Here is a 25,024-nt window from a genome sequence, read left to right on the forward strand (position 1 = left end):
AGGGCGACGCCGGCAAGGTCGGCGGCTTCTCGCTGCATGCCGGCGTGGCCGCGGAAGCACACGAAAGCCACAAGCTCGAAAAGCTGTGCCGCTACATCACGCGCCCGGCGATCAGCGAGCAGCGGCTATCGATCTCACCGCAGGGTAGGGTGCGGTATCAGCTCAAGACGCCGTGGCGAAATGGGACCACCCATGTCGAATGGGATGCGGTGGACTTCATCGCCAAGCTGGCGGCACTGGTCCCGCCACCTCGCGCGCATCTCACCCGCTTCCACGGCGTATTCGCCCCGAATGCAAACCTGCGTGCGCAGCTGACGCCCTCGGGGCGCGGCAAGCGGCCTGCGGGCGATGCGGTGCCGGTTGACGCAAGCGCCCACGACGAGCCGCGCAGCCCCGAGCAGAAGCGCCGTGCGATGAGCTGGGCGCAACGGCTCAAGCGGGTCTTTTCCATCGACGTCACCACCTGCGCCCACTGCGGCGGCGCGGTGCGGATCGTCGCCAGCATCGAGGAACCCACCGCCATCCGCGCCATCCGCGCCATCCTCGCCCACTTCGAGAAGCACGGCGCGCTGGAGCAAGCGCACTACCGGCCCGCAGCGCGCGCGCCGCCGCCGGCCGCGTGACGAGGTGCCGGCCACACAGCCGGCAGCCAAGCCAGAGTCCGATCCGATGCGGCCACGACCCCGCAGGGCTGCGCTCGGCCCTGTGCCGGGATTCGGTGAGAAATGGCTACGCACTGAGCCGCTGCGTGGCCCCGCGATGTCGAAAACCCACGCATGAACCCCCGATCTGTGCCCGATCTGTGCCCAAAGCGGCGCTTGCGCGGCCGCTTCCTACCCGCCAGACTCGCCAAAAAGGCGGTTGAACTTCCTATACCCGATCCTGCTGATCGGCATCGCGGTCAAGAACTCGATCCTGCTGGTCGACTACGCCGTGATGGCCGAGGAAAAGGGCATGACCCGCCACGAGGCGCTGATGGACGCCTGCCACAAGCGCGCGCGGCCGGTGATCATGACCACGATGGCGATGGGCGCCGGGATGATGCCGATCGCACTCGGCCTGACCGCGGACGCGAGCTTCCGCATGCCGATGGCAGTGGCGGTGATCGGCGGGCTGATCACCTCGACCGTGCTGAGCCTGGTCGTGGTGCCGGCGGCGTTCACGCTGATGGATGACCTCGAGCAACGCCTGGTCCGCAGGCTCAGGGGCGGGGCGCCCGCCGCGGCGGCGTGATCGCGCGGTAGCCTGGGGGCCGCGGGGCGTCAGGACTCCCGGGCCACGTGGTAGCGGTTGCGCCCGGCCTTCTTGGCCTCGTACAGGGCGGCGTCCCCCGAGGCCATCAGGCCGGCCGCATCGGCCGCCTGCCGCGCGTAGGCGACGCCGATGCTGGTGCTGACCGTAAGCCGGGTGCCACCGACATCGACCGGCTCCGCCATGGCGGCGACCACCTTGCGCGCCACGGCCTCGGCGGCTCCGGGGGATGCGTCCTCGATCAGGATCACGAACTCGTCCCCGCCCAGGCGGGCGACCAGGTCGGTCTCGCGCACGCTGTCGCACAGCCGCTGCGCGAAGGCCTTGAGCACGATGTCGCCGGTGGCGTGGCCGTGGCCATCGTTGACTTGCTTGAAATGGTCGATGTCCATGCACAGCAGCGCGATCGGGATCGCGTGGCGCTGCTGCCGCTTGAGCGCCAGCCCCAGGCGGTCGTCGAACTGGCGGCGGTTGGCGATGTCGGTGAGTGGGTCGACGCGCGACAGCCGTTCCAGCTCCAACCGGCTTGCCGCCAGCGCCTGCTCTGCGGCGACGCGGCGACTGATGTTGCGGGCGGTCAGCATGATGTCGTTGGACTCGGCCTCGCCATCGGAAGGGAGGCAGCGCAGCACGCCTTCGACCCAGACGTAGTGGCCGTCCTTGTGCCGGATGCGGTAGATCTCGGTGCGCGGGTCGCCCGAGGCGAGGACATCGGCCATTGCCTCCTCCTGCCGCGCGCGGTCGTCCGGATGCAGGTAATCCCGGCGGTCGCCGATCATCTCGGCGGGCCTGAAGCCGAACATCTCCGCGGCCGACGGTGAGACGTAAAGCAGCGCTCCATCGGCCCCGACGCGCGCGATGACGTCGTGCGAGTGGTCGGCAAGCATGCGGTAGCGGCGCTCGCTTTCGCCCAGCCGCGCGGCCAGCCGGTTGCGTTCGGCCATCGCCAGGCATACCGGGATCGTCATCAGGCAGCCACCCGCCAGGTAGAGCTGCAGCAAGGCCAGCCGACTGTCATCGCCAAGGCTCGGGTGCGACAGCGGACCGTAGCCCAGCGCAGTGGCAGTGGCGACGACCAGCCCCAGGGCGATCACCCCCATGCCCACGCCGGCGAAGCCGTGGCGCACAGCGACCAGCAACAGGGGCGGGTAGGTCAGGAACAGCATCGGGTATCGGGTGAAGACCACGCCTACGCCCACTGCGACCAGCAGGCCCATGGTGGCTGCCAGACTCCAGCCGCGGCCCGGTTCAAGGAACAGTCGGCCTTCGCGCAGCGCAACCAGGGTCGTGGTCGCCAGCACCACCATGCCGACGACGTGTGCGGCGTACCAACTGCCCGCAGCGCGCAGGAAGTCCTGACCGTTTATGAAGTGGGCCACGGCCGCCGCCATCATTCCGGTCAGCGAGCAGGCCACCAGCGTGGCCGCGGTCGCGATCCCGCCCAGGCGGAGCCAGTCCTTCGGATTGCGGACGTCGGGAACGCGGAGGCGGACGAGCCAGGCCACCGCCAGCGCTTCCATCAGGTTCAGTATCGCGATGGCCAGCGCGTACGGTGGCTCGTCGCCCGCCAGGATACGTGCGGGAAGCTCGGCCACGAGCGCAACCGCCAGGTAGCCCGGCCAGGTGGCGGTGCGTCGGGACAGCAGCCAGCCGGTGAGGATGCCGTTGCCGACCCAGACCGCGGCAAGCTCGTCCGGTCCGCGGACCAGCGTAAGCGAGAGCCACGCAGTGCTTGCGATCAGGATCGCCAGGCGGCTCCGGTCGACCCAGTACGTACGCGGCAGTCTCAGGTGGTGGAACATGGCTTCACGTGCGGAAAGGCACTGCGCAGTGTACCTGCAGGCTCCGGCACGCTTCAGATCTTGATCTTGCGCCGCATCACGCCTCTTCGGCGACGTGGGGAAGGCCCGACGTGCTCATGGCGCCGCCGCCCGATGTGTTTCGACCCAGTCGACGAGTTCCCCGTACCAGGTTTCGCGATGGCTCGGGCGGCCCGCAAACGACACGTGATGGCTGCCCCCGGGAAACAACACCATACGTGCCCGCGCCGGCGCGCTGCGCATCATGGCGGAAAACATCTGCTCCGTCTGGCCGACGGGACAGCGCTTGTCGTCCTTGCCTTGCAGAAACAGCGTCGGCGCCTGGACACGATCGGCCCGGCGCACGGGTGACAGGCGCTCGTAGGTGGCGGGCACCTCGTCGCGTTCGCCGCACATCCCGTAGGGGCCGACGTAATAGCCGGTGTCGGACGTGCCGGCGTGCGAATGCTGGTCGAGCACGCCGGCCGAGACCACGGCCGCGAGCAGCGGCATGCGCTCGACCAGTGCCCACCCAGTGAGGAAGGCGCCGTCGGAATGCCCGAAGGCCGCCACCTCGGACACCAGGCCTTCGGCACGCAAGGCGTCGATGGCTGCCATGTACTGCGGCAGGTCGAACTCGCCCCAATGGCCACGCAGGCGTTCGGCAAAGGCGGAAGGCACCATGGCGAAGACGACGAAAGTGGCGTTATCCGCGGATGGCGTGGAGACCGCAGGTCGCGCCTAGCGCATCAGGGCGCCGGATCCGGCAGCAGGTCACGCGCTGTTGATGGCGCGTCGTGGAAGGTGATGTTCCAACGCCCGACTGGAGACCCACATGACGCTTGTTCCTTCCGACACCCTGGTGGTGGTTGCCGATGGCACCGGTGCGCGCTTGTTCCGAAACTCCGGCGACGAGCGCGAGCCCGCGCTGCGCCAGGTCGAGCTGCGCGAGCTGATGAACATGGATGACGACGGCCCGGCGGGCAGCATGCCGCACGAATCCACCGGTGCCCAGATCGACGAGGCCACGTTCGCCAAGCAGCTCGCGCTGGCGCTGAACGAAGGCGCGCTCAAGCAGCAGTACCAGCACCTGGTGCTGATGGCCGATCCCACCACGCTCGGACGGATGCGCCCGCTGCTGCACAAGGAAGTCCAGCAACGCCTGGTCGCCGAGTTGCCGAAGACGCTGACCAACGCATCACTGGGCGATATCGAGCAGGCGCTGCGGGCACCGCTGTGAGCTACGAGGCGCGCTACTCGGCCGTGGAACCGGCGCGTGCGGAGCTCGATGCCATGGAAGGCACCCTGCTGTTGGAGTTCGGAACCGACTGGTGCGGGCACTGCCAGGCGGCGCAGGCGCCGATCCGGGTGCTGCTGGGAGAACACGCCGGGATCAGGCACCTGAAGATCGAGGACGGTCGCGGACGGCCGCTGGGCCGCGCCTTCAAGGTGAAGCTGTGGCCAACGCTGGTGCTGCTGCGGTCGGGCCAGGAGCTGGTGCGGGTGGTGCGCCCGGTTTCCAGCGCGGACCTGGAACCGCTGCGCGACGCCCTGGCCCGGATCTAGCGGCCGGCGTCCGCAAAGGTCGCCGCCCTGCGGTTCCAACGGGCGAACCGGACTCAGGCCCGGAGCTGCTCCCAGCTGCTGATTTCTGCCAGCACGAACGCCGGCCTGCGCGCCGCCGGAGCCGGCTGCGTGCGCCAGGCGGGCCGCGTGCCGGCGTCCGCTCCGCTGCCCGCGTCCGCAGTCCAGCGCGACAGGCCGGGAAGGCCGGGCTCCGCGGTGGCAGGCAAACGCAGGTCCGCGAGCGCTGCGCCGCCACGGGCAAGACCCACCAGCAGTTCGATGGAGCGGCCGTCCAGCGGACGATAGGCCGCCATCCGCGGGCGGCCGTCGGGACGCTGCGTGATCGCGGCCAGGAGTGCGTCGTCGCGCTGCAGGGCCACGACCGCCCCGGCAAGGTCGACCGGGCCGATTTCGATCCACCAGTCCGCGCCTTCGGCGGCCAGGCATTCGCCGGCATCATCCGGTGCCAGCAGTTCCGCCAGGCGCGCCATGGCCGGCTCCATGGCCTGCCAGTCAGCCGCTTCACGGGCGGCGCGCAGCTGCAGCCCGTGCAGCATGTCGGCCAGCGGCAGCTCGCCGTCGTTGGCGACGGCGGCCTGGAAGGCGGGGAGGGCGACGGGGTAGGGGATTGCCGGCAGCCCGAGGCCGATCAGCGCGTCGGCCTTGGGGTGGAGTTCGATCATCTGGTGCATGGCGCCTATTGTCCCTGCCTTCGTCTCACCAGGGGTGACTGCGGCATGACGCCTGTGTGCAATCGCAGTGCCGACCGCGCTTGACTTCGCACACGAAAACGGCCCCGCCGGAGCGGGGCCGTTGCTTGCCGCCTTGCGGTGCCTGCGTCAGTGGCCGGACGCTGCGTCGATCGCCTCGTTGCTGTTGAAGATCGTCGAGTCGGCTTCACCGTTGACGGTGAGGATGCCGGTCAGGCCTTTCTCCGCGCGGGACAGTGCGTGGTCGACCAGGATGTACTTGCCCGGGTAGTCGACCTTGAACTCGACCATGGTGGCGCCGCCCGGCGGCACCAGCGTGGTCTGCACGTCCGTCAGCGGCGGGCTGGTGAACGAGGCCAGGTCGTAGACCCGGTCGAACACTTCGCCGATCAGGTGGAAGCTCGAGATCAGGTTCGGACCGCCGACGCCGAAGAAGATCCGGACTTCTTCGCCCACGTTCGCGTTCATGTCGTAGGTCTTGGTGAGCGCGTCCATGGAGCCGTTGAACATCAGGTGCTCGGGCTTCTCGTCAAGCAGCTTGTCGACCGAGAACTCCTGCAGGCCGCTGGAGCCGTGCTTCTGGGCGGTATAGAGCTCGCCCTGCATCACGTAGTACTCCTTGTCGACCGCGGGCAGGCCGCCTTCGGGCTCGACCAGGATCATCCCGTACATGCCGTTGGAGATGTGGTGGGCGATCATCGGCGTGGCGCAGTGGTACACGAACAGACCCGGGTGCAGCGCCTTGAACGTGAAGCTCTTGGTCTCGCCGGGGCGGACCTGGGTCACCGCCGCACCGCCGCCGGGGCCGGTCACGGAGTGGAAGTCGACCGAGTGGATGTTGACGCTGTCCTCGGCGTTCTTGAGGTTGATCGTGACCGTGTCGCCCTGGCGGATGCGTAGCAGCGGGCCCGGGACCGTGTTGTCGAAGGTCCAGTAGCGGTACGTGCTGCCGTCGGACAGGCGGCCTTCGACTTCGGTGGTCAGCAGGTCATAGGTCACGTGCTGGGCGGCGCGGTCGCCGACGGGCGTGCCGACTTCGGCCGGGTTCTTGGAGATGTCGACCGCCGTGCTCACTTCTTCCTTGACGTCGCCGACGATCAGCTTGCCGGCCATGCCCGCGAGCTTGTGGCCGGGGATGGTGCAGATGTACTCGAAGGTGCCGCCCTTGGTGGCGCGGAACACGATGGTGGTCGCCGAGCCCACGCCGACCAGCTGGTCGGACTGGGCGCCGAACTCGGGCACCGCGATGTCATGCATGGCGCCGTCGTTGTTGGTGATCGTGATCGCGACCACCGAGCCCTCGGGCACGCGCAGGTCGGGATTGACCTGGTCCTTGATCGCGCCGGCGTTGCCGACGAAGACCATCTGGCCGCCGGTGATCTCGGTGCGCAGGCTGAAGTTGACGTCGGCGATCATGTCGACCGAGGCCGATCCCTGCGCGGCCACGTCGGAGGGGACGAAGCCGCCGGCGGCGGCGAGTGCGAACAGCAGTACCAGGTTTCTCATGGTGATGACCTCAGTGGTTGAACGACTTGAAGAAAATCGGGGGCCGATGCTGCGGGTGGTTCCTGGCCGATGGAGTGCACGTTACCGCTGTGCAGCGGCCAGCCCCATGACCTGGATCAAGCGCGTACGTTCGCGTATGGGAAGCGTCCGGTCTTGACCTGCGTCAGATCCATTCCGATGGCTGGCGCGGACAATCCGCCGTGAAATGAACACGAAGGGATTCCAGCACTGGATGGGGCGGATCGGACTGGCGGCAGCGCTGTTGCTGATGCTGGTGCCGACCACCACGCGACTGCTGGACGCCCCGGGCGAGGCCCGTGTCGCGCAGGCTCCTGTCCACGATGGTGGACACGCACGGCATCGTGGACACGACGGTGGGGCTCCGGGCGATGCCCGTCCCGCGATCGGTGATCCCGACTGCGACTACTGTCCGCTGCTGGCAGCGTTCACGCACTCGGCGCCGGTGGTGTTCAAGGCCTTCGCCTTGCCGCTGCCGACCCCGCCGGCGCTGGCGCCAACCGCACCCAGCGTGGCATGGCTGCACCCGAACGGACTGGGCTCGCGCGGACCGCCGCGCGTCGGCTGACCTTGCCACGCCGCCCGGCACCCGCCGCGCGGCACCCCCATCGCATTCCGCTCCATGGAGTCACGCCATGTCGATCCCCCTTTGCCCGGTGATCCGTTCGTCCTGCCTGTGCCTGGCGATTGCCGCCGCACTTGCCAGCCCCGTCGCGCTTGCACTGGAGGCCGCCGCGCCCGACACCACGCCGGACGCAACGCGCACGGTGGATTTCGAAGCGCTGGTGGTCACGGCCGCCGCGCCGGTGTCCGCGCTGACCTGGGAAACCAGCCCGAAGCTTCCGCGCCAGCCGGTGCCGGCCAGTGATGGTGCCGACTACCTCAAGACCATTCCCGGCTTCAGCACCGTCCGCAACGGCGGCAGCAACGGTGATCCGGTGCTGCGCGGCATGTTCGGCTCGCGCCTGAACCTGCTGACCAACGACGGTGCCATGCCCGGTGCCTGCCCTTCGCGCATGGACAACGCGATGTCCTACATCGCGCCCGAAACCTATGACGCGCTGGTGGTCACCAAGGGTCCGCAGACCGTGCTCTGGGGCCCGGGCGCGTCGGCCGGCACGGTGCGCTTCGAGCGTGACCGCGAGTTTTACGGCGAACCCACCTGGAAGCTTGCCGGCAGCGCGCTGGCCGGCAGCTGGGGCCGCAACGACCAGGTGGTCGACGCGACCTACGGCATGCCGCTCGGCTACGCACGCGTGAGCGCCAACCGCTCCGAATCCGGTGACTACGACGACGGCAACGGCGACCGCGTCGGTTCGGCATGGAAGAAGTGGAACGCCGACTTCGCGCTCGGCTGGACGCCCGACGAGGACACCCTGCTCGAACTCGGCGTGGGCATCGGCGACGGCCAGGCGCGCTATGCCACCCGCGGCATGGATGGCAGCAGCTTCGACCGCAGCAACTACAGCCTGCGCCTGGAGAAGGCGAACATCGGGTTCGGCGCGCTGCAGGAATTCGAGGCCAGCGTCTACCACAACGTCGCCGACCACGTGATGGACAACTACAGCCTGCGCGACCCGAACCCGAACGGTTCGATGCCCATGCCGATGGCGTCCAACGTCGAGCGCAGCACCAGCGGCGGGCGCGCCGCGGCGACCTGGCGCGGCGCCGCGTTCGAGCTCGTCACCGGCATCGACGCCCAGGACAGCCGCCACCGCCGTCGCGCCGGCATGGGCCGCAACGCCTATCTGGCCATGCCATGGACGGTGGACGCGCGCTTCGACAACCTCGGCCTGTTCGCCGAAGGCACCTGGTTCCAGGGCGACGACAGCCGCTGGATCGCCGGCGCGCGCGCGGACCGCGCCGGTGCCGAGGACGGGCGGGTGACGGTCGCCGGTGGCCACGGCCACCCGGCGATGCCCAACCCGACGGCGGGCCAGTCGCGCGAAGAGACGCTGAAGGCCGGCTTCGTCCGCTTCGAACGCGACGTCGGCAAGTCGCTCAGCTGGTACGCCGGCATCGGCCATACCGAACGCATGCCCGACTACTGGGAGCTGTTCTCCGCGGACATGGGCCCGATGGGCTTTGCCAACGCCTTCGCCGGCCTCGACACCGAGAAGACCACCCAGCTGGACGTCGGCCTGCAGTACAGCGGCACGCGCTTCGACGCCTGGATCTCGGCCTATGCCGGCCGCGTCGATGACTTCATCCAGTTCCACTACATGGACGGAATGACGGGTCCGATGTCCAGGGTGTCGAACATCGACGCGCGGACCAGCGGCGCCGAGCTTGGCGGCGAGTACCGCGCGAGCGAGGACTGGAAGCTCGGCGCCAGCCTGGCCCATGCCCGCGGCAAGGACCGCGACAGCGGCCGTCCGCTGCCGCAGATGCCGCCGCTGGAGGGCCGCTTGAGCGCGGACTGGAACAACGGCACCTGGTCGGCCGGTGCGCTGGTCAGGCTGGTCGACGGACAGGACCGCGTCGCCGAGGGCTATGGCAACGTGGTCGGCCAGGACATCGGTCCCAGCGCCGGCTTCGCCACGCTCGCGCTCAACGCCGGCTACCGCTTCGCCAGCGGCGTGCAGCTGACCGCCGGCGTCGACAACCTGTTCGATCGCGCCTACAGCGAGCACCTCAACCTTGCCGGAAACGCCGACTTCGGCTATCCGGCCGATGCGGTGCGGATCAACGAGCCGGGCCGGACGCTCTGGCTGCGGGTGGGCTACACCTACTGACGAGTCGCCGTCGCGGGCCAGGGTGGTGCCGCTACTTCGGCGGCACCACGCCGCCGTCCTCCTTGGTGAACGGCGTGGCCAGCGGCGGCAGGATCGCCAGCACCGCTTCCGACGGTCGCGCCAGCCGCACGCCCAGGCTGGTGCGCACGAAGGGCCGGTTGATCAGGATCGGCTCGGCGAGCATCGCGTCGAGCAGCGCGTCCTCCGACAGGGCCGGATCGTCCAGGCCCAGCTCCGTGTACTTCGCCTCCTTGGCGCGGATGGCATCGCGAACGCCGATGCCGGCTTCGCGGATCAGCGCGACCAGCTCCTCGCGCGTGGGCGTGTCCTTCAGGTATTCGATGACCTCGGGCTCGATGCCGGCGTGGCGGATCAGCGCCAGCGTGTTGCGTGACGTCCCGCAGCGCGGGTTGTGATAGATCGTGGCGTGCATGGTGGGCCTCGCTGGGGGCGCTCCACTGTAGCGCTGCGGGGAAGGCCTGGCACCCGTGCGCGCCTACAATCAGGGCGTGTCCGCCGCGCCCTCCAATCCGCCGCCCGGCCTGCGCCAGCAGATGCGCGGCATGTTCGATGTGCGCCGCGGTCCACCCGGACGCTGGCGCTTCGCGCTGCGGGCGGCGTTCTGCATGGGCATGCCGATCCTGGCCGGCTGGCTTGCGGGCGAGGTCGCCGCGGGAATGCTGGCCGCCACCGGTGGCTTCACCGCGCTCTACGGCAATGATCGGCCCTATCTCAACCGTGCGCGCGAGCTGGCCCTGATCGCGCTGGCGTTCGCGGCGGCGGTGGGCATCGGCATGGCCGCCGCGCCACTGGGCTGGACCGTGGTGGTGCCGGTGGTGGCGGTGATGGCCATGGTCGCCACCTGGATGAGCACCGCCTTCCAAGTTGGCCCGCCGGGGGCGTACATGTTCCTGCTGGCCTGCGCCGCGGCCAGCGGCATGCGGCCACCGGCGGGCGGGCCGCTGGCGGCGGCGCTGCTGGTGCTTTGCGGCGGCGCCTTTGCCTGGTGCGTGCACATGTTGGGCGCGCTGTCGGACGCGCGCGGCCCTGAAAAATCAGCGGTGCTGCGTGCCGGCGATGCCGTGGCCGCCTTCGTCGCGGCCGCGGGCACGCCGGGGCAGGATCGCGCACGCCATGCCGCCGCGCAGACCCTGCACGCGACCTGGAACACCCTGGTCGGCTATCAGCCCAAGCGCGCGGCTCCCGGCCGCCTGACCGCGCTGCGTGCGATCAATCGCCGCATGCACCTGCTGTTTGCCGATGCCATGGCCGCTGCCGCCCGCGGCGAAGCGCCGCCGGCCGCGATCACCGAAGAAGTGCGCGGACTGCAGGCGCATGTGCAAGCGGCCGCGGCCACGGATGCCTTGCCACCGGGCGTGGTGCCGGGCGTGGTGCCGCTCGGCCATCCCGGCGCGGCCAGCATCCTGCGCGAAGCGCTGGCCCCGGGCTCGATGTCACGGCTGGTGGTGCTGCGCGTGGGCCTGGCGGCGCTGGTGTCGGGCTGGATCGGTGCCCGGTTCGGGCTCGAGCGTTCGTACTGGGCGGTCGCTGCCGCGGTGCTGATGCTGCACCAGGGCTTCGACTGGCGCCGCACCCTGGTGCGCTCGGTGGAACGCCTGCTCGGCACCTGGATGGGGCTGCTGCTGGGCGGTGCCATCATCGTGCTGTACCCGCAGGGCCTGTGGCTGGTGGCCACGGTGATGGCGCTGCAGTTCGTGGTCGAAATGCTGGTCGTGCGCAACTACGCGCTGGCGGTGGTGTTCATCACCAGCGCGGCCCTGCTGCTGGCTTCAGGTGGCCAACTGATCGAGTCACCCGGGCCCTTCGTGCTGGCGCGCGGCGTCGATACCGCGATCGGCTGCGCCATCGCCTTGCTGGTGTTCCGCCTGCTGCCAGCGCGTCCGGCCGCCGCGCGCACGACACCCGGCCCGCTGGGCCCGCAGCCGCCGCTGCTGGAACGCGAGCTGCGCAGCCTGCAGGAATGCCTGGCGCGTGAGCCCGGCGCCGATGCGGGATCGATTCGCAGCAGCTGATCGGGGCCCGGCCAGCTGCTGCTATTGGCCCATCGACGAAGCCGGCGCTTCGTCACCGTGCGTGCCCAGGCGATCGACCAGTGACTGGCTCGCCAGGTTCAAGCCGACCACTTCCACCGTCGCGCCATGCTTGCGCAGCTTCAGCACCACGCGGTCCAGGGCGCCGACCGCGCTGGTGTCCCAGAAATGCGCATCGCGCACGTCGATCAGCACCTTCCCGGGCGTATGCAGGTAATCGAAGCTGTTGGCGAACTGCACGGCGGAGGCGAAGAACACCTGGCCCGTCACGCGATAGCTGCGGCTGCCATCGTCGCCATCGTGGTGTTCGACCTGCAGCATCGAGCTCACCCGGCGCGTGAACGACAGCGCGGTGAGCAGTACGCCGGCCAGCACGCCCTTGGCCAGGTCGTGGGTGGCGACGGTGACCACCACGGTGCCGAACATGATCAGGTTGGCGCTCTTCGGGTGGGTCTTCAGCTCGCGAAAGCTCTTCCAGTGGAAGGTGCCGATGCTGACCATGATCATCACCGCCACCAGCGCCGCCATCGGGATCTTCGATACCCAGTCCGACGCGTAGACCACGAGCAGCAGCAGGACCACGCCTGCGACCATGCACGACAGCCGGCCGCGGCCGCCCGAGCTGACGTTGATCACCGACTGGCCGATCATCGCGCAGCCGGCCATGCCGCCGAACAGGCCGGCGACGATGTTCGCCGAACCCTGGCCGGCGCATTCGCGACGGCGGTTGGTGGGGGTGTCGGTCATGTCCTCGACGATCTGCGCGGTCATCAACGACTCCAGCAGGCCGACCACGGCCAGCGTGGCCGACACCGGCAGCAGGATCCACAGCGTGTCCAGCGTCCACGGAATGTCCGGGAACAGGAACGTCGGCAGCGCATCCGGCAGCTCGCCCATGTCACCCACGGTGCGGATGTCCAGGCCCAGCCAGAGGCTGAGCGCGGTGAGCAGGATGATCGCCACCAGCGGCGATGGCACGGCTCTGGTGGCCAGCGGCAGCAGGTAGATGATCGCCAGCCCGACCGCGCACACCATGTACACCGTCAGCGGCATGCCGATCAGCTCCGGCAGCTGCGCCATGAAGATCAGGATCGCAAGCGCATTGACGAAACCGATCACCACCGAACGCGACACGAAGCGCATCAGCGTGTTCAAGCGCAGTGCCGCCGCGAGGAGCTGCAGCACGCCGGCCAGGATGGTCGCCGCCAGCAGGTACTGCAGCCCGTGGTCGCGCACCAGGTCGACCATCACCAGCGCCATTGCGCCGGTGGCGGCGGAGATCATGCCCGGACGGCCACCGGCCACTGCCGTGACCACCGCGATGCAGAACGAGGCGTAGAGGCCGACCCTGGGATCGACGCCGGCGATGATCGAGAACGCGATGGCCTCGGGGATCAGCGCCAGCGCGACCAGCACGCCGGACAGGACATCGCTGCGGATGTTGCCGAACCACTGCTCGCGCAGCGGCGGATAGATGACGGACATGGAGCGGCTCCGTGGGCGTCGGCGGCGACGCGCACTGCAAGGGTGGAGGTGGGGTTGGTCTGTGCGGCGGGGTGCAGTTCAGCGTGCGTAGCGCGCCCCGGGCTCGTGTACGTCGAGGCCGGCCTTGTGCTGGATGCGGTCGCGCAGCCACGCGGCGAAACCGGCTTCGGGGAGGCTGCCTTCGGCAAGGGCGAGATAGACCGGGTACAACTCGAGGTCTTCGGCCTGCAGCGAGCCGCCGTTGAGCACGATGAACACTTCGCAGGCCACGGCCGCAGTGCGCTTGTTGCCGTCAATGAAAGGATGGTTGCGCGCCAGGCCAAACGCCAGGCTCGCGGCGAGATCGGCAAGGTCCGGCGGAGGGTCGCCGTACGCGTACAGCTGCTGCGGACGGGCGAGGGCGGAGTCCAGCAGGCTCTCGTCGCGCACGCCGCTGCTGCCGCCGTGCTCGCTCAGCTGGCGGTCGTGGATGGCAAGTGCAAACGGCTTCCCGATCCACGTGATCATGGCCGCCACTACTGCGCGAGCTTGTTGAGCAATGCACGGCGATCGCGCATGACCTGCTCCGCGACCTCCATCTGCTCGGCCAGCGTCGGATCGAACACGGTCAGCCTGATGCCGTCGGGCGTCTCCAGCGCGAACAGTTCGTCGCCCTTCTGCAGGCGCAGGCGTGCGAGCAGGTCCTTGGGCAGGATGACCCCGGCGGAGTTGCCGATGGTGGTGATCTTGAGCTTCATGACCGGTACTCCTGGGCGGTTATAACCAATGTTATACCGCCCGGGACCGCCGGACAAATCGCGAAGCTCGTGGAGTCAGTTCCCCGAGTGCTTCTTCACCCAGGCCACATAGCCGTCCACCCAGCCCTGCAGGAAGCCGCGGCTGGCCTCGCCGACGCTGCCATCGGCTTCGAACAGCCCGTCCTTGGCCTGCAGGAAGACTTCCGGCTGGCCATACGTCGGCATGTCGAGATAGCCGGCGATGGCGCGCAGGTGCTGCTGCGCGCAGGCGGTGCCGATGGCACCGATGGAGATGCCGACGATGCCCGCCGGCTTGCCGCCGAACGCGCTCTGGCCATACGGCCGTGAGGCGTGGTCGATGGCGTTCTTGAGCACGCCAGGCACCGAGCGGTTGTATTCGGGGGTTACGAACAGCACGCCGTCGGCTTCGGAGATCAGCGCCTTGAGCCGTTTCGCCGGCGCCGGCTGATTGTCGTCCTCGTCCTGGTTGTAGGGCGGCAGGTCGTCGATGCGCGCGTATTCGAAGCTCGCGCCTGCCGGCAGCAGTTTTTCCAGCGCCTGCGCGAGCGAGCGGTTCAGTGAGTCCTTGCGGATGCTGCCAACGAGCACCGCGATCTTGAGGTCGGCCATGGGATGGCTCCGCGTTTCCGGGGGACTTCCATCATCCAGCCGCTGCCGTTAACAGCCTGTTGCCGCGCCTGTGCGGCGACCGCGTTGCGCGGTCGCTGCCGCTTGCGCCATGATCGGACGACACCGGGGAGGAGAGGATTGATGACGGATTGCACGCGGCGCAGCAGGGTGGGCAGGTGAGCATGGAGATCGTGCCGGTCTGGAAAAAGGTGACGCCGGAACTGTCATCGGAGCTCATCGCCATGTGGGCGCGCAACGGTGCGCTGCCTGATCCGACCAGGGCCGCCGAGCGGGCGCAGCAGGCGGTGGCCGTGGGCCGCGATGATGAAGGCCGGATCTGGGGCGTCGGCACCGCGGTGCTGGGTATCGTTCCGTCCTTCGGCCAGCCGACCTATCTCTACCGGCAGTTCTTCGACGTCGGCGCGCGCGGATTGAAGCAGACCATGCCCTTCCTCAATGCCATCCGCGACACGCTGGAGGCCTACAACGCCTCGCTGCCGAAGCCGGAGTCGGTGGGGGTGATGATCGAACTGCAGAACGACGACATGGCCGTGCGCTACCAGGACATGTACGAGGCCGAGGCGAAGGCGCACTTCATCGGCTGGTCGCCGCGCGGGCGGCAGCTGCGGATGATGTATTTCAAGGACGCCAGGATCATGCTCCCGTTCGACGCCGTGCCCCGGAAACGGCCGGTCGCGGCGTCCTGAGCCCGGGCCCCGGCGCCTTCGCCGGGAGCCTTGCCGCTTCACCGCGCCGCGACGCCCGCGGCCGGAAGGTATGCCTCCCCACCCGAGGAGGAAGGCGACATGGCACGCGGAAGCTATGACGAGGCGCAGCTGCACGAGCTGCTGTACCAGGGCATCGAGACCGAGCTCGGCGGCGAGCAGGTCTACCTGAAGGCGATCGAGTGCGCGGTCAATGACGACCTGCGCAAGGAGTGGAACGACTACCTCGAGGAAACCCGGCACCACCAGGAGGTGCTGCTGGGCGTGTTCGAGCAGCTGGGGCTGGATCCCGACGTCCGCACGCCCGGCCGCGAGGTCGTGGCCCACCACGGCAAGTCGCTGGTGAAGGCGATGGAGATGGCGCAGGCGGCGGCTGATCCGGTGGCCGCCGAACTTGTCGCCGCGGAGTGCGTGGTCCTGGCCGAGACCAAGGACCATCTCAACTGGGAACTGATCGGCTACGTCTCGAAGAAGGCCACCGGCGATGTCGGCAAGGTGCTCAAGGCCGCGTACGAGGAGGTCGAGCAGCAGGAAGACCACCACCTGTACCACACCAAGGGATGGGGTCGGGAGCTGTGGCTACAGTCGCTTGGCCTGCCGGCGGTGCTGCCGCCGCCGGAAGAGGTGAAGAAGGTCGAGACCGCGATCGGCGCGGCGCGCGCGGAGAACGCGCGCGACGGCATGCGCAAGCACTAGAACGCGCCAGCGCGCGGCCGTCGGCTACCGGCGGTCGCGCGCGCGCGCCGGAGGCGGGTTCAGGCCTGGCGCAGCAGGCGCAGCCCGAACCAGTCGCAGGCATCGTTCCAGCCATCGACCACGCGCAGCCCCGCCTCGGACGCCAGCGCGCCGATGCGGGCGTCGGTGTATTTCTGGCTCTGTTCGACCTGCATCGATTCCCCCTGTGCAAACGCGAACTGCTGCTGCTCCACGGTCACGACCTGGTAGCGCAGGCTTTCCAGGGTGGTCACGATTCGGCCTTCGGGCTGCACATAGCGTGCGCGGTGGGCGAAGCCCGCGAGGTCGAAGTCGCTGCCGAGGTCGCGGTTGAGGCGGCGCAGCAGGTTGAGCGTGAACTCCGCGGTGATTCCCGCGGCATCGTTGTACGCGGCTTCGACGATGGCCGGATCTTTCTCCAGGTCCAGGCCGATGAGGGCCGCGCCGCTGCCGCCCATGGTGTCGCGCATCGCGGCCAGCAGGCGCACCGATTCCTCGCGGCTGAAGTTTCCGAGCGTGGAGCCGGGGAAGAACACCAGCGCCGAGTCGGCCCTGCGCGAGGGCGTGGGCAAGGGTACCGCCTGGGTGAAATCGGCCAGCACCGGCAGCACTTCGACGTCGCCGAACTCGCGGTCCAGGCGCTCCGCGCTGGCGGTCAGCGCAGAGCGCGAGATCTCGATCGGCGTATAGGCCACAGGGTCTTCGAGTGCGTCCAGCAGCAGGCGGGTCTTGCGGCCGCTGCCGCTGCCGTACTCGACCACGTGCGCGCGCGGGCCGACCGCGGCGGCGATCCGCGGGCCGCAGTCCGCAAGCAGGGCCAGCTCCACGCGCGTCGGGTAGTACTCGGGCTGGCGGGTGATGGCCTCGAAGAGTTCGGATCCGCGCTGGTCGTAGAAATATTTCGACGGCAGGTGCTTCGGGGTGGCCGACAGGCCGCGCAGCATGTCGCCGGTGATGTCGTCGACGCTGGGGTGCAGGTCGGTGATCGTCAGGTCATTGCTCAAGCAGGATCCTTTGCAAGGCGCAGGCCGGAGAACTGCCAGCGCGCGGGCGGTGCGAAGAAGTTGCGGTAGGTCGGGCGGGCATGTCCCGGCGGCGTGGCGCAGCTGCCGCCGCGGAGCACCAGCTGGCCGCTCATGAACTTGCCGTTGTATTCGCCCAGCGTGCCCGCGAGCGGGCGGAAGCCGGGGTAGGGCGCGTACGCGCTGGAGGTCCACTCCCAGGCCTGGCCGGTGCCGGCAAGGTCGGGTGCCGCGAGTTCCCACTCGGCCTCGGTCGGCAGGCGCGCGCCGGCCCAGCGGGCGAAAGCGTTGGCCTCGTAGTGGCTGATGTGGCGGATGGCGGCCCCGGGATCGCGTTCGCGCCAGCCTGCCAGGGTGAACTCGCGCGCACCATCCTGATGCCAGTAGAGCGGGCGCCGCCAGCCTTCGCGCTGTGCGAGATCCCAGCCGTCGCTCAGCCACAGGGCGGGGGTGTCGTAGCCGCCGTCGCTGATGAAGTCCGCGTAGTCGGCATTGCTAGCAGGGCGGCGGGCGATGGCATGGGCAGCGATCAGTACGCGGTGGCGCGGAGTTTCGTTGTCGTAGGCGAAGCTGGTGCCACGACCGGGCCAGGCGGGCGCGCCGATTTCGGCGATGGTTTCCGGGCGGGGAAGCCACCGGAGGGTCGGATCCACGTTCTCTTCCGCGGGTTGCGCATCGCGGCCATGGCCGCGCCCGCAGTTGGATCCCCGGTCGGGACCGCCGTCGGTCCGGTAGGCGGGCTGCAGGGGGTTGCACCAGAAGGCGTGCTTGATGTCGGTCAGCAGGAGTTCCTGGTGCTGCTGTTCGTGATGGGTGCCGAGGAGCAGCACGTCGAGCGCGTCGGGAGCGAAGCCGCCGGCGTCCAGGCGCTCGAGTACACGTGCGTCGATGGTTTCGCGCCACGCCAGCACCTCGGCCAGCGTCGGCCGTGAGACTTGGCCGCGCTGGGCGCGCGCGTGCCGTTCACCGGCGCCCACGTAGTAGCTGTTGAACAGGTAGTCCCAGCCGGCAGGCATCGCCTCCGGCGCGTCGCCCAGCACGAAACGGGAGAAGAACCACGTGGTGTGCGCCAGGTGCCACTTGGCCGGACTGGCCTCGGGCATCGATTGCAGCTGCGCGTCCTCGGGCGTAAGCGGTGCGGCAAGCGATACGGTGCGCGCGCGCACGTCGGAGTAGCGGGTGGCGGGATCGCATGCCATGCGCGCAGGGTAATCGCTGTCCCGTGCCGGTTTCAAAGCGCGCACCCTGCGCGTGCGCTGCGGTTACCGCGCACGCGCGGCGGCACCGGCACGCGCGGCCGCTGCCTGGGGGCGGATACGGAGGCCGGCCATATGTTCAGGCCAGCGTCCGCAGCTTCGGCTCGCGCGCCCACTGCCGGGTCTTTGCCGCGGCAATGAATGCCTTGGCGTCCGCGGCGTCCACGGTGCCCGCGTCACGGCCGACGTTCCCGGCCTTGAGCAGCGGCTTGGCGCCGGCGTCGGAGGCGATCGCCTTGAGATGCGCCCAGGCATTGGCGACGAAGTCGACGGCGGCAGCCTCCTTTGCCAGCTTTTTCCCTGCGGCTTCGGACAGCAGCACTGCGACCGCGTCGAACACCTGCGAAGGCGTGCCCGCGAGCTGCCCGTCGGCCGGCTGTTTCTTCCCGTCCGACAGCGTTGCGCCACCAAGCTTCGGTGAGACGATCTTCACCGTGGCACCGGCGGATTCAGCGGCCTTGCGCAGCGCCTTCAGCGCCGCGGCATCGCTGCCTTCATCGATCAGGATGCCGACGCTGCGGCCCTGGAGCGTTTCTCTCATGCGACCGATGATGCGCACTTCGGGCGCCGGCGGAAGGTCCTGCGCCGGCATTGCGGCCGGCGGCGCTTGCGGCAGGGTATCCATGCCGAGACCGTCGGCCACCCGCTGCGCAAGCGACTCGTCGACGTGGCGCAGCTGGCCGACCATGCGCTCGCGCACCTTCGGTGTCTCCACCTTTGACAGCTCGAACACCAGGGCCGAGGCCAGGTGTGCCTGCTCCGGCACCTCCAGGCTGTGGAAGAACATCCGCGCCTGGCTGAAATGATCGGCGAAGCTCTCCGCGCGGATGCGGCCCTTGACCCCGTCGTCGGGCGGCGAGGCGTGGCTGCGGAACCCGGCCTGCGAGTCGGCGCGCGGGCTGTCGTCCTGCAGCGAACTGGGCTCGTAGTTCACCCGCCCGCGTGGCACCTGCATCTGCATGTGGCCGTCGCGCTGGTGGTTGGCGAAGGGGCACTTCGGCTGGTTGATCGGGATCTGGTGGAAGTTGGGTCCTCCCAGGCGGATCAGCTGGGTGTCGAGGTAGGAAAACAGGCGGCCCTGCAGCAGCGGGTCGTTGCTGAAGTCGATGCCCGGCACGACGTTGGCCGGACAGAACGCCACCTGCTCGGTCTCGGCGAAGAAGTTGTCCGGCCAGCGGTCGAGCACCATGCGCCCGACCACCTGCAGCGGCACCAGCGCCTCGGGAATGATCTTGGTGGGATCGAGGTGGTCGAAGGGGAAGGCCTCGGCCTCGGCCTCGGTGAACAGCTGCACCGCGAGCTCCCACTCCGGAAAGTCACCGGCCTGGATCGATTCGAACAGGTCGCGGCGGTGGTAATCGTTGTCGGCCGCCTGCAGCTTCATGGCCTCGTCCCAGACGGTGGACTGGATGCCGAGCTTCGGCCGCCAGTGGAACTTGACGAAGGTGCTGCGTCCTTCGGCGTCGAGGAGGCGGAAGCTGTGCACGCCGAAGCCTTCGATCATCCGCAGCGAGCGCGGGATGGTGCGGTCGCTCATCGCCCACATGATCATGTGCATCGATTCGGGCGTGAGCGAGATGAAATCCCAAAGCGTGTCGTGGGCGTTGGTGGCCTGTGGGAAGCCGCGGTCGGGCTCGGGCTTGAAGGAGTGCACCAGGTCCGGGAACTTCATCGCGTCCTGGATGAAGAACACCGGGATGTTGTTGCCGACCAGGTCGTAGTTGCCTTCCTTGGTATAGAACTTGACCGAGAAGCCGCGCACGTCGCGCGGAGTGTCGATCGAGCCCTTGCTGCCGGCCACGGTGGAGATGCGCGTGAACAGCGGCGTGCGCTCGCCGACCTCGGTGAACAGCTTCGCGCGCGTGTATTTGGCCAGCGACTTCGTGAGTTCGAAATAACCGTGGGCGGCTGAGCCACGCGCATGCACCACGCGCTCGGGGATGCGCTCGTGGTCGAAGTGCATGATCTTTTCGCGGAGGATGAAGTCCTCCAGCAGCGTCGGTCCGCGCACGCCCTGCCTGAGCGAATTCTGGTTGTCGGCGACCACCACGCCCTGGTTGGTCGTGAGCTGCGGGCGTTTGCCGCCGGCCTGTTGCTGGTATTCGCCTCCGTTGCCGCGCGGGGCGTCGAACTCGGGATCGGGACCTTCCGCGCGGCGCCCGACCCTGCCCGCGGGCCTGGGCCGGGGCGGCTTGGGAGCGGTGGGCGGCTGCGCGCCAGGTGGCGTCGTGGTCGGGGTCTTGGGCCTGGCCATGGGCTGCTCCGCTGGGGGGAGCAGCCATCCTGTGGCCGGAGGCGTAAAGCCGGCGTGGTCGCGGATCGGATCGCGGCTATAGCCGCTCCCACAGGGCAGGCATGCGTGCCGCGGAAGCGGCCCTGGCCCAGCAGATCGCGACGTGCTGTGGGAGCGGCCATGGCCGCGATTGCGACCAGGCCACCGTTGCCCCCGCGGCGCTTACACCACGTCCGGCTCGCTGAATGCCTCCGGCTCATCCTCGGCCGAGCCGATCGGGATGCAGCTGCAGAAGACATTCTTGTCACCGTGCACGTTGTCCACGCGCGCCACCGGCGGCCAGTACTTCTGCTGGCGCAGGCTGGGCAGCGGGAACACCGCGAGTTCGCGCGGGTAGGCGTGGGTCCACTCGCTGGCCGAGGCCTGCGCCGCGGTGTGCGGGGCGTGCTTGAGCGGGTTGTCCTCGCGGTCCAGGCGGCCGTCCTCGATCGCCCGGATCTCCTCGCGGATCTGGATCATGGCGTCGATGAAGCGGTCGAGCTCGTGCATCGACTCGCTCTCGGTCGGCTCCACCATCAGCGTGCCCGACACCGGGAAGCTGAGCGTGGGCGCGTGGAAGCCGAAGTCGATCAGGCGTTTGGCCACGTCCTCGGCGCCGACGCCGGTGGCGTCCTTGAGCGCGCGCAGGTCGAGGATGCACTCGTGCGCGACCAGGCCGTTGCGGCCGGTGTAGAGGGTCGGGTAGTGCGGCTCCAGGCGCCTGGCGACGTAGTTGGCGTTGAGCAGGGCGACCTGGGTCGCGCGGCGCAGGCCTTCGGCGCCCATCATCACGATGTACATCCAGCTGATCGGCAGGATGCTGGCCGAGCCGTGCGTCGCCGCCGAGACCATGCCAACCTCGCCCTCGCCGCCGAAGGCGCGCGGCAGGAACGGTGCCAGGTGCGACTTCACCGCGCAGGGGCCGACGCCGGGGCCGCCGCCGCCGTGCGGGATGCAGAAGGTCTTGTGCAGGTTGAGGTGGCTGACGTCCGAGCCCCACTTGCCGGGACGGGCGACGCCGCAGAGCGCGTTCATGTTGGCGCCGTCGGTGTACACCTGGCCGCCGTGCGCGTGCACGATTTCGCAGATCTCGACCACGTCTTCCTCGAACACGCCGTGCGTGGACGGGTAGGTGATCATGATCGCGGCCAGGCGGTCGGAGTACTTCTCCGCCTTGGCGCGGATGTCCTCGACGTCGACGTTGCCGTTGGCGTCGCAGCGCGTCACCACCACCGTCATGCCGACCATCTGCGCCGAGGCCGGGTTGGTGCCGTGCGCGGACTCCGGGATCAGGCAGATGTCGCGGTGGCCCTCGCCCTTCGAAGCCAGGTAGGCGCGGATCGCGAGCAGTCCTGCGAACTCGCCCTGGGCGCCGGAGTTCGGCTGGAAACTCACCGCGTCGTAGCCGGTGATCTCGGCCAGCATCGCTTCCAGGCCGTCGATCAGCACCTTGTAACCCGCGGTCTGGTCGGCCGGCGCCAGCGGATGGATCTCGCTGAATTCGGGCCAGGTGATCGGAATCATCTCGGCGGTGGCGTTGAGCTTCATGGTGCACGAGCCCAGCGGGATCATCGTGCGATCCATGGCCAGGTCCTTGTCGGCCAGGGCGCGCATGTAGCGCAGCAGCTCGTGCTCGCTGTGGTGGGTGTTGAACACCGGGTGGGTCATGAACGCGGTGTTGCGCTCGAGGCCTGCGGGCAACGCGTCGGCAGCCTCGGCGTCGAGCGCGTCGATGTCGTCGATCGCGGCGCCGAACAGCGCGGCCAGTGCCACCACGTCATCGCGCGTGGTGGTTTCGTCCAGGCTGATGCCGACGCTGCCGGCGTCGATTGCGCGCAGGTTGATGCGCGCGTCGCGAGCCTCGGCATGCACCGCCGCGGCGTCGATGCCGCCGACGTGCAGGGTGTCGAAGAAGTCATCGCCCACGGTGGCGCCGGCACCGCGCAGCGCAGCGGCGAGGATCGTGGTGAACCGGTGCACGCGGCGGGCGATGCGCGTCAGGCCCTCGGGGCCGTGGTAGACGGCGTACATGCTCGCCATCACCGCCAGCAGCACCTGCGCGGTGCAGATGTTCGAAGTCGCCTTCTCGCGGCGGATGTGCTGCTCGCGGGTCTGCAGGGTGAGGCGGTAGGCGGCATTGCCCTCGACGTCGACCGACACGCCGATCAGGCGCCCCGGGATCTGCCGCTTGAACGCGTCGCGACAGGCCATGTAGCCCGCGTGCGGGCCACCAAAGCCGAAGGGCACGCCGAAGCGCTGGGTGTTGCCGACCACGATGTCCGCGCCCCATTCGCCGGGCGCGGCGATCAGGGTCAGCGCCAGCAGGTCGGCGGCCACGGTGACCACGCCCTGGCGCGCGTGCACGGCCTCGGCCACCGCGCGGTAGTCGCCGATGCGGCCGAAGGTGTCGGGGTACTGCAGCAGCACGCCGTAGCTGTCGACGGTCGCCGCGTCCGCGTCGTCGCCCACGTGCAGCTCGATGCCGAGGCCGCCGGCGCGCGTGCGCAGCACTTCCAGCGTTTGTGGATGCACGTTCTTCGATACGAAGAAGACGTTGGACTTCGACTTCGCCGAGCGCTTGGCGAGCGTCATCGCTTCCGCCGCCGCGGTGGCCTCGTCCAGCAGCGAGGCGTTGGCGATCTCCATGCCGGTCAGGTCGGCGAGCATGGTCTGGAAGTTGATCAGCGCCTCCATGCGGCCCTGCGAGATTTCCGCCTGGTAGGGCGTGTAGGCCGTGTACCAGGCCGGGTTCTCGAGGATGTTGCGCAGGATGACGTTCGGCACGTGGGTGCCGTAGTAGCCCTGGCCGATGAAGCTGCGGAAGACGGTGTTCTGGTCGGCGATGGCGCGGATCTTCGCCAGCGCATCGACCTCGGTCATCGGCGGCGGCAGGGCGAGCGCGTCGCCGGAGCGGATCGAGCCGGGAACGATGGCGTCGGTCATCGCATCGAGCGAATCGTGGCCGACGATGCGCAGCATCTGCGCGATCTCGTCTTCGTTCGGGCCGATGTGGCGTTCCACGAACGCATCGTGGTGCTCGAGCGAGCGGAGGGAAGCGGGCTGCTTTGACATGGCAATGGACTCTGGCGGGCGCGGATGGGCCGCGTGCGTGCACGCGGGGCGCCCCTCTGTCCTTTTGCCTGAGAGTTCAAGGCGGGCGTGAAGCCCACCCCATGCACCTTCGGCGCCGGGTTTGACCGGTCTCTCCAGAGTTTGTCCCCGCCAGCGGTACATGGGCCTGAGCGATTACGGGCGTTGCGCCTTCGGCAGCCGCCCCGGTGGACTGGAACGGCTTCTCCCGCTGGAGAGTCTTGCCCGGGGATTATAGCCTGCGCCGGCAGCGCCAGCTCCCGGGGAGCAGCGCCAGCTCTTGTAGGAGCGGCTATAGCCGCGATTGGTCCATCGCGGCTGTAGCCGCTCCCACAGGGAAGCGGTCCATCGCGGCTGTAGCCGCTCCAACAGGGAAGCGGCCCGTCGCGGCCATAGCCGCTTGTGTCTTGGCTTTGCCTTAGCGTGTAGGCGAGAGCGGAGTGCGGGACGCCGACAAGCCGGAGTGCCGTAAAGCACGTGTGGGAGCCAGGGCGCCCGCACTCCAGGCTCTTGCCAAAGCCCGAACAGTTGAACGAGTCAGCAGCTCGCACTGCACAAGCGTGGGCCGGCAAGAGTGCTCTCCCGTCCAGTCTAGGAGAGAAGCTGATGTCTGTGTTCGTAGGAATCGACGTGGCCAAGGCCACGCTGGCGGTGGCGCTGCGGCCGAGCGGGGAGATTTTCGAGGTAGCCAACAGTCCGGCCGGCCACCGGGTGCTGGCGCAGCGGCTGCGAAAACTGCCAGTTGAGCGGGTGCTGCTGGAAGCGACCGGCGGCTACGAGCGGGCCGTGATGGCAGCCTTGCAGGCTGAATGGCCGGTGGTGAGGGTACCGCCGCACCGGGCGCGATCGTTCGCCACGGCCATGGGCCGGGTCGCCAAGACCGACCCGATCGATGCGGCGATGCTGGCCCACCTGGCGCAAGTGACCGATGCGCCCCCAGCGCAGCGCGAGACGCCGCAGCAACAACGATTGCAGGCGCTGGTGCAGCGTCGCAGCCAAGTGGTGCAGCAACGCGACGACGAGCGGCGCCGGCTGCAACAGGTGCAGGACCAGCCGCTGGTGGTGGCCAGCCTGCAGCGCCTGCTGCGCGCGCAGCAGGCAGAGATCGCACTCCTCGACAAGGCGATTGCCGGCGCGGTGGCCGAGGCCGACAGCGAGCGCGCTGAGAGGCTGCTGGCCGTGCCGGGAATCGGTCCGGTGACGGCTGCCACGCTGATCGCCTTCCTGCCCGAACTGGGGCAGATCGAGCGCAGGCAGATCGCGGCGCTGGTGGGAGTGGCTCCCTACAACGCCGACAGCGGCGGCAAGAAAGGGTTGCGCCGCATCCGAGGCGGCCGCGCCGGGATCCGACGCGTGCTGTACATGGCCACATGGAGCGCCATCCGCGCCCAGCCAGCCCTCAAGCAGCGCTACCAGGACCTGAGAGCCCGCGGGAAATGCGCCAAGGTGGCCTTGGT

At 69.1% G+C, this 25,024-nt stretch carries 23 protein-coding genes and 1 riboswitch; of the genes, 10 read left to right on the forward strand and 13 right to left on the reverse strand.

Translation table 11 applies throughout. The annotated features are described in order from the left end of the window. Both WCD84_RS13045 and WCD84_RS13050 read left to right on the forward strand, forming a co-directional pair. Nucleotides 1-623: transposase (locus WCD84_RS13045; RefSeq protein ID WP_343281633.1), on the forward strand; the 623-nt coding region annotated here is incomplete at its 5' end. Between the two features lie 238 nt (nt 624-861). Further along, the gene (locus WCD84_RS13050; RefSeq protein ID WP_343281634.1) at nt 862-1,233 is read left to right on the forward strand and encodes an efflux RND transporter permease subunit; all 372 of its coding nucleotides are present in this window, start codon (nt 862-864) and stop codon (nt 1,231-1,233) included. A gap of 29 nt (nt 1,234-1,262) precedes the next feature. Here the strand turns inward: WCD84_RS13050 and WCD84_RS13055 are convergent, their stop codons facing one another. Together WCD84_RS13055 and WCD84_RS13060 are read right to left on the reverse strand one after the other, a co-directional pair. Then, a complete protein-coding gene (locus WCD84_RS13055; protein ID WP_343281635.1) occupies nt 1,263-3,053 on the reverse strand; it encodes a diguanylate cyclase domain-containing protein in 1,791 nt (596 codons plus the stop codon). A 114-nt stretch (nt 3,054-3,167) separates the two neighbouring features. Continuing rightward, nucleotides 3,168-3,734 (reverse strand): alpha/beta hydrolase family protein, encoded by a 567-nt coding sequence (locus WCD84_RS13060; protein WP_343281636.1) that lies wholly within the window; start codon nt 3,732-3,734, stop codon nt 3,168-3,170. Nucleotides 3,735-3,885: 151 nt separating this feature from the next. Here WCD84_RS13060 and WCD84_RS13065 point away from each other — a divergent pair, with 151 nt between their 5' ends. Both WCD84_RS13065 and WCD84_RS13070 read left to right on the forward strand, forming a co-directional pair. Continuing rightward, nucleotides 3,886-4,290 carry a host attachment family protein gene (locus WCD84_RS13065; protein WP_343281637.1) on the forward strand — a complete coding sequence of 135 codons (405 nt, stop codon included), beginning with the start codon at nt 3,886-3,888 and terminating at the stop codon, nt 4,288-4,290. Beyond that, nucleotides 4,287-4,616, forward strand: a complete 330-nt coding sequence (locus WCD84_RS13070) for a thioredoxin family protein (RefSeq protein ID WP_343277889.1) — start codon at nt 4,287-4,289, stop codon at nt 4,614-4,616. The genes WCD84_RS13065 and WCD84_RS13070 overlap by 4 nt, the downstream gene beginning before the upstream one ends. 53 nt (nt 4,617-4,669) lie before the next feature. On the opposite strand, the gene WCD84_RS13075 is transcribed toward WCD84_RS13070, so the two are convergent. Together WCD84_RS13075 and nirK are read right to left on the reverse strand one after the other, a co-directional pair. Continuing rightward, on the reverse strand, nt 4,670-5,308 hold the full coding sequence (locus WCD84_RS13075; protein ID WP_343281638.1) for a hypothetical protein: 639 nt from the start codon (nt 5,306-5,308) through the stop codon (nt 4,670-4,672). A gap of 147 nt (nt 5,309-5,455) precedes the next feature. Beyond that, the gene (nirK, locus tag WCD84_RS13080) at nt 5,456-6,832 is read right to left on the reverse strand and encodes a copper-containing nitrite reductase (RefSeq protein ID WP_343281639.1); all 1,377 of its coding nucleotides are present in this window, start codon (nt 6,830-6,832) and stop codon (nt 5,456-5,458) included. 205 nt (nt 6,833-7,037) lie between these two features. On the opposite strand from nirK, the gene WCD84_RS13085 reads away from it, so the two are divergent. Further along, nucleotides 7,038-7,418 (forward strand): DUF2946 family protein, encoded by a 381-nt coding sequence (locus WCD84_RS13085; RefSeq protein ID WP_343281640.1) that lies wholly within the window; start codon nt 7,038-7,040, stop codon nt 7,416-7,418. A 67-nt stretch (nt 7,419-7,485) separates the two neighbouring features. Continuing rightward, nucleotides 7,486-9,585 carry a TonB-dependent copper receptor gene (locus tag WCD84_RS13090; protein ID WP_343281641.1) on the forward strand — a complete coding sequence of 700 codons (2,100 nt, stop codon included), beginning with the start codon at nt 7,486-7,488 and terminating at the stop codon, nt 9,583-9,585. Nucleotides 9,586-9,616: 31 nt separating this feature from the next. Here WCD84_RS13090 and arsC read toward each other — a convergent pair whose 3' ends face one another. Then, entirely contained in the window at nt 9,617-10,018 is a 402-nt protein-coding gene (gene arsC / locus WCD84_RS13095) for an arsenate reductase (glutaredoxin) (protein ID WP_343253627.1), read from the reverse strand. 76 nt (nt 10,019-10,094) lie between these two features. Here arsC and WCD84_RS13100 point away from each other — a divergent pair, with 76 nt between their 5' ends. Continuing rightward, nucleotides 10,095-11,618: an FUSC family protein gene (locus WCD84_RS13100; protein WP_343281642.1), complete on the forward strand. Its 1,524-nt coding sequence runs from the start codon at nt 10,095-10,097 to the stop codon at nt 11,616-11,618. 21 nt (nt 11,619-11,639) lie between these two features. On the opposite strand, the gene WCD84_RS13105 is transcribed toward WCD84_RS13100, so the two are convergent. The 4 genes from WCD84_RS13105 to WCD84_RS13120 form a co-directional block, all read right to left on the reverse strand. Further along, complete coding sequence (locus WCD84_RS13105) at nt 11,640-13,121, reverse strand: SulP family inorganic anion transporter (protein ID WP_343281643.1); 1,482 nt, start codon at nt 13,119-13,121, stop codon at nt 11,640-11,642. 78 nt (nt 13,122-13,199) lie between these two features. Next, on the reverse strand, nt 13,200-13,628 hold the full coding sequence (locus tag WCD84_RS13110; protein ID WP_343281644.1) for a type II toxin-antitoxin system death-on-curing family toxin: 429 nt from the start codon (nt 13,626-13,628) through the stop codon (nt 13,200-13,202). Nucleotides 13,629-13,636: 8 nt separating this feature from the next. Continuing rightward, on the reverse strand, nt 13,637-13,858 hold the full coding sequence (locus WCD84_RS13115; RefSeq protein ID WP_343281645.1) for an AbrB/MazE/SpoVT family DNA-binding domain-containing protein: 222 nt from the start codon (nt 13,856-13,858) through the stop codon (nt 13,637-13,639). A 75-nt stretch (nt 13,859-13,933) separates the two neighbouring features. After that, a complete protein-coding gene (locus WCD84_RS13120; protein WP_343281646.1) occupies nt 13,934-14,488 on the reverse strand; it encodes an NADPH-dependent FMN reductase in 555 nt (184 codons plus the stop codon). Nucleotides 14,489-14,664: 176 nt separating this feature from the next. Between WCD84_RS13120 and WCD84_RS13125 the strand changes: the two genes are divergently transcribed. Together WCD84_RS13125 and WCD84_RS13130 are read left to right on the forward strand one after the other, a co-directional pair. Then, nucleotides 14,665-15,195, forward strand: coding sequence for a hypothetical protein (locus tag WCD84_RS13125; protein WP_343253622.1), 531 nt, complete (start codon nt 14,665-14,667; stop codon nt 15,193-15,195). A gap of 99 nt (nt 15,196-15,294) precedes the next feature. Further along, nucleotides 15,295-15,909 carry a hypothetical protein gene (locus tag WCD84_RS13130; protein ID WP_343281647.1) on the forward strand — a complete coding sequence of 205 codons (615 nt, stop codon included), beginning with the start codon at nt 15,295-15,297 and terminating at the stop codon, nt 15,907-15,909. A 59-nt stretch (nt 15,910-15,968) separates the two neighbouring features. Here WCD84_RS13130 and egtD read toward each other — a convergent pair whose 3' ends face one another. The 4 genes from egtD to gcvP all read right to left on the reverse strand — a co-directional run bounded on the left by egtD (nt 15,969) and on the right by gcvP (nt 23,549). Next, nucleotides 15,969-16,931, reverse strand: a complete 963-nt coding sequence (egtD, locus tag WCD84_RS13135) for an L-histidine N(alpha)-methyltransferase (RefSeq protein ID WP_343253620.1) — start codon at nt 16,929-16,931, stop codon at nt 15,969-15,971. Further along, entirely contained in the window at nt 16,928-18,148 is a 1,221-nt protein-coding gene (gene egtB, locus WCD84_RS13140; RefSeq protein WP_343281648.1) for an ergothioneine biosynthesis protein EgtB, read from the reverse strand. The genes egtD and egtB overlap by 4 nt, the downstream gene beginning before the upstream one ends. Nucleotides 18,149-18,284: 136 nt before the next feature. Further along, nucleotides 18,285-20,459 carry a catalase gene (locus WCD84_RS13145; protein ID WP_449280123.1) on the reverse strand — a complete coding sequence of 725 codons (2,175 nt, stop codon included), beginning with the start codon at nt 20,457-20,459 and terminating at the stop codon, nt 18,285-18,287. Nucleotides 20,460-20,660: 201 nt separating this feature from the next. Further along, nucleotides 20,661-23,549 carry an aminomethyl-transferring glycine dehydrogenase gene (gcvP, locus tag WCD84_RS13150; RefSeq protein ID WP_343281649.1) on the reverse strand — a complete coding sequence of 963 codons (2,889 nt, stop codon included), beginning with the start codon at nt 23,547-23,549 and terminating at the stop codon, nt 20,661-20,663. A gap of 46 nt (nt 23,550-23,595) precedes the next feature. Further along, nucleotides 23,596-23,697: riboswitch (glycine riboswitch) on the reverse strand. A 476-nt stretch (nt 23,698-24,173) separates the two neighbouring features. Between gcvP and WCD84_RS13155 the strand changes: the two genes are divergently transcribed. After that, the coding region (locus tag WCD84_RS13155) for a transposase (RefSeq protein WP_343281650.1) at nt 24,174-25,024 on the forward strand (851 nt) is incomplete at its 3' end.

The sequence above is a fragment of the Luteimonas changyuni genome (genome assembly GCF_039548395.1).
Lineage (GTDB): Bacteria > Pseudomonadota > Gammaproteobacteria > Xanthomonadales > Xanthomonadaceae > Luteimonas.

Bases quoted from the DNA above. Each gene is read 5' to 3' on its own strand.
- nirK (WP_343281639.1), bottom strand. From the start codon at position 6,832: ATGAGAAACCTGGTACTGCTGTTCGCACTCGCCGCCGCCGGCGGCTTC.
- WCD84_RS13055 (WP_343281635.1), bottom strand. From the start codon at position 3,053: ATGTTCCACCACCTGAGACTGCCGCGTACGTACTGGGTCGACCGGAGC.
- WCD84_RS13065 (WP_343281637.1), top strand. From the start codon at position 3,886: ATGACGCTTGTTCCTTCCGACACCCTGGTGGTGGTTGCCGATGGCACC.
- WCD84_RS13090 (WP_343281641.1), top strand. From the start codon at position 7,486: ATGTCGATCCCCCTTTGCCCGGTGATCCGTTCGTCCTGCCTGTGCCTG.
- WCD84_RS13145 (WP_449280123.1), bottom strand. From the start codon at position 20,459: ATGGCCAGGCCCAAGACCCCGACCACGACGCCACCTGGCGCGCAGCCG.
- WCD84_RS13075 (WP_343281638.1), bottom strand. From the start codon at position 5,308: ATGCACCAGATGATCGAACTCCACCCCAAGGCCGACGCGCTGATCGGC.
- arsC (WP_343253627.1), bottom strand. From the start codon at position 10,018: ATGCACGCCACGATCTATCACAACCCGCGCTGCGGGACGTCACGCAAC.
- WCD84_RS13110 (WP_343281644.1), bottom strand. From the start codon at position 13,628: ATGATCACGTGGATCGGGAAGCCGTTTGCACTTGCCATCCACGACCGC.
- egtB (WP_343281648.1), bottom strand. From the start codon at position 18,148: ATGGCATGCGATCCCGCCACCCGCTACTCCGACGTGCGCGCGCGCACC.
- WCD84_RS13105 (WP_343281643.1), bottom strand. From the start codon at position 13,121: ATGTCCGTCATCTATCCGCCGCTGCGCGAGCAGTGGTTCGGCAACATC.
- WCD84_RS13085 (WP_343281640.1), top strand. From the start codon at position 7,038: ATGAACACGAAGGGATTCCAGCACTGGATGGGGCGGATCGGACTGGCG.
- WCD84_RS13115 (WP_343281645.1), bottom strand. From the start codon at position 13,858: ATGAAGCTCAAGATCACCACCATCGGCAACTCCGCCGGGGTCATCCTG.
- WCD84_RS13130 (WP_343281647.1), top strand. From the start codon at position 15,295: ATGGCACGCGGAAGCTATGACGAGGCGCAGCTGCACGAGCTGCTGTAC.
- gcvP (WP_343281649.1), bottom strand. From the start codon at position 23,549: ATGTCAAAGCAGCCCGCTTCCCTCCGCTCGCTCGAGCACCACGATGCG.
- WCD84_RS13120 (WP_343281646.1), bottom strand. From the start codon at position 14,488: ATGGCCGACCTCAAGATCGCGGTGCTCGTTGGCAGCATCCGCAAGGAC.
- WCD84_RS13060 (WP_343281636.1), bottom strand. From the start codon at position 3,734: ATGGTGCCTTCCGCCTTTGCCGAACGCCTGCGTGGCCATTGGGGCGAG.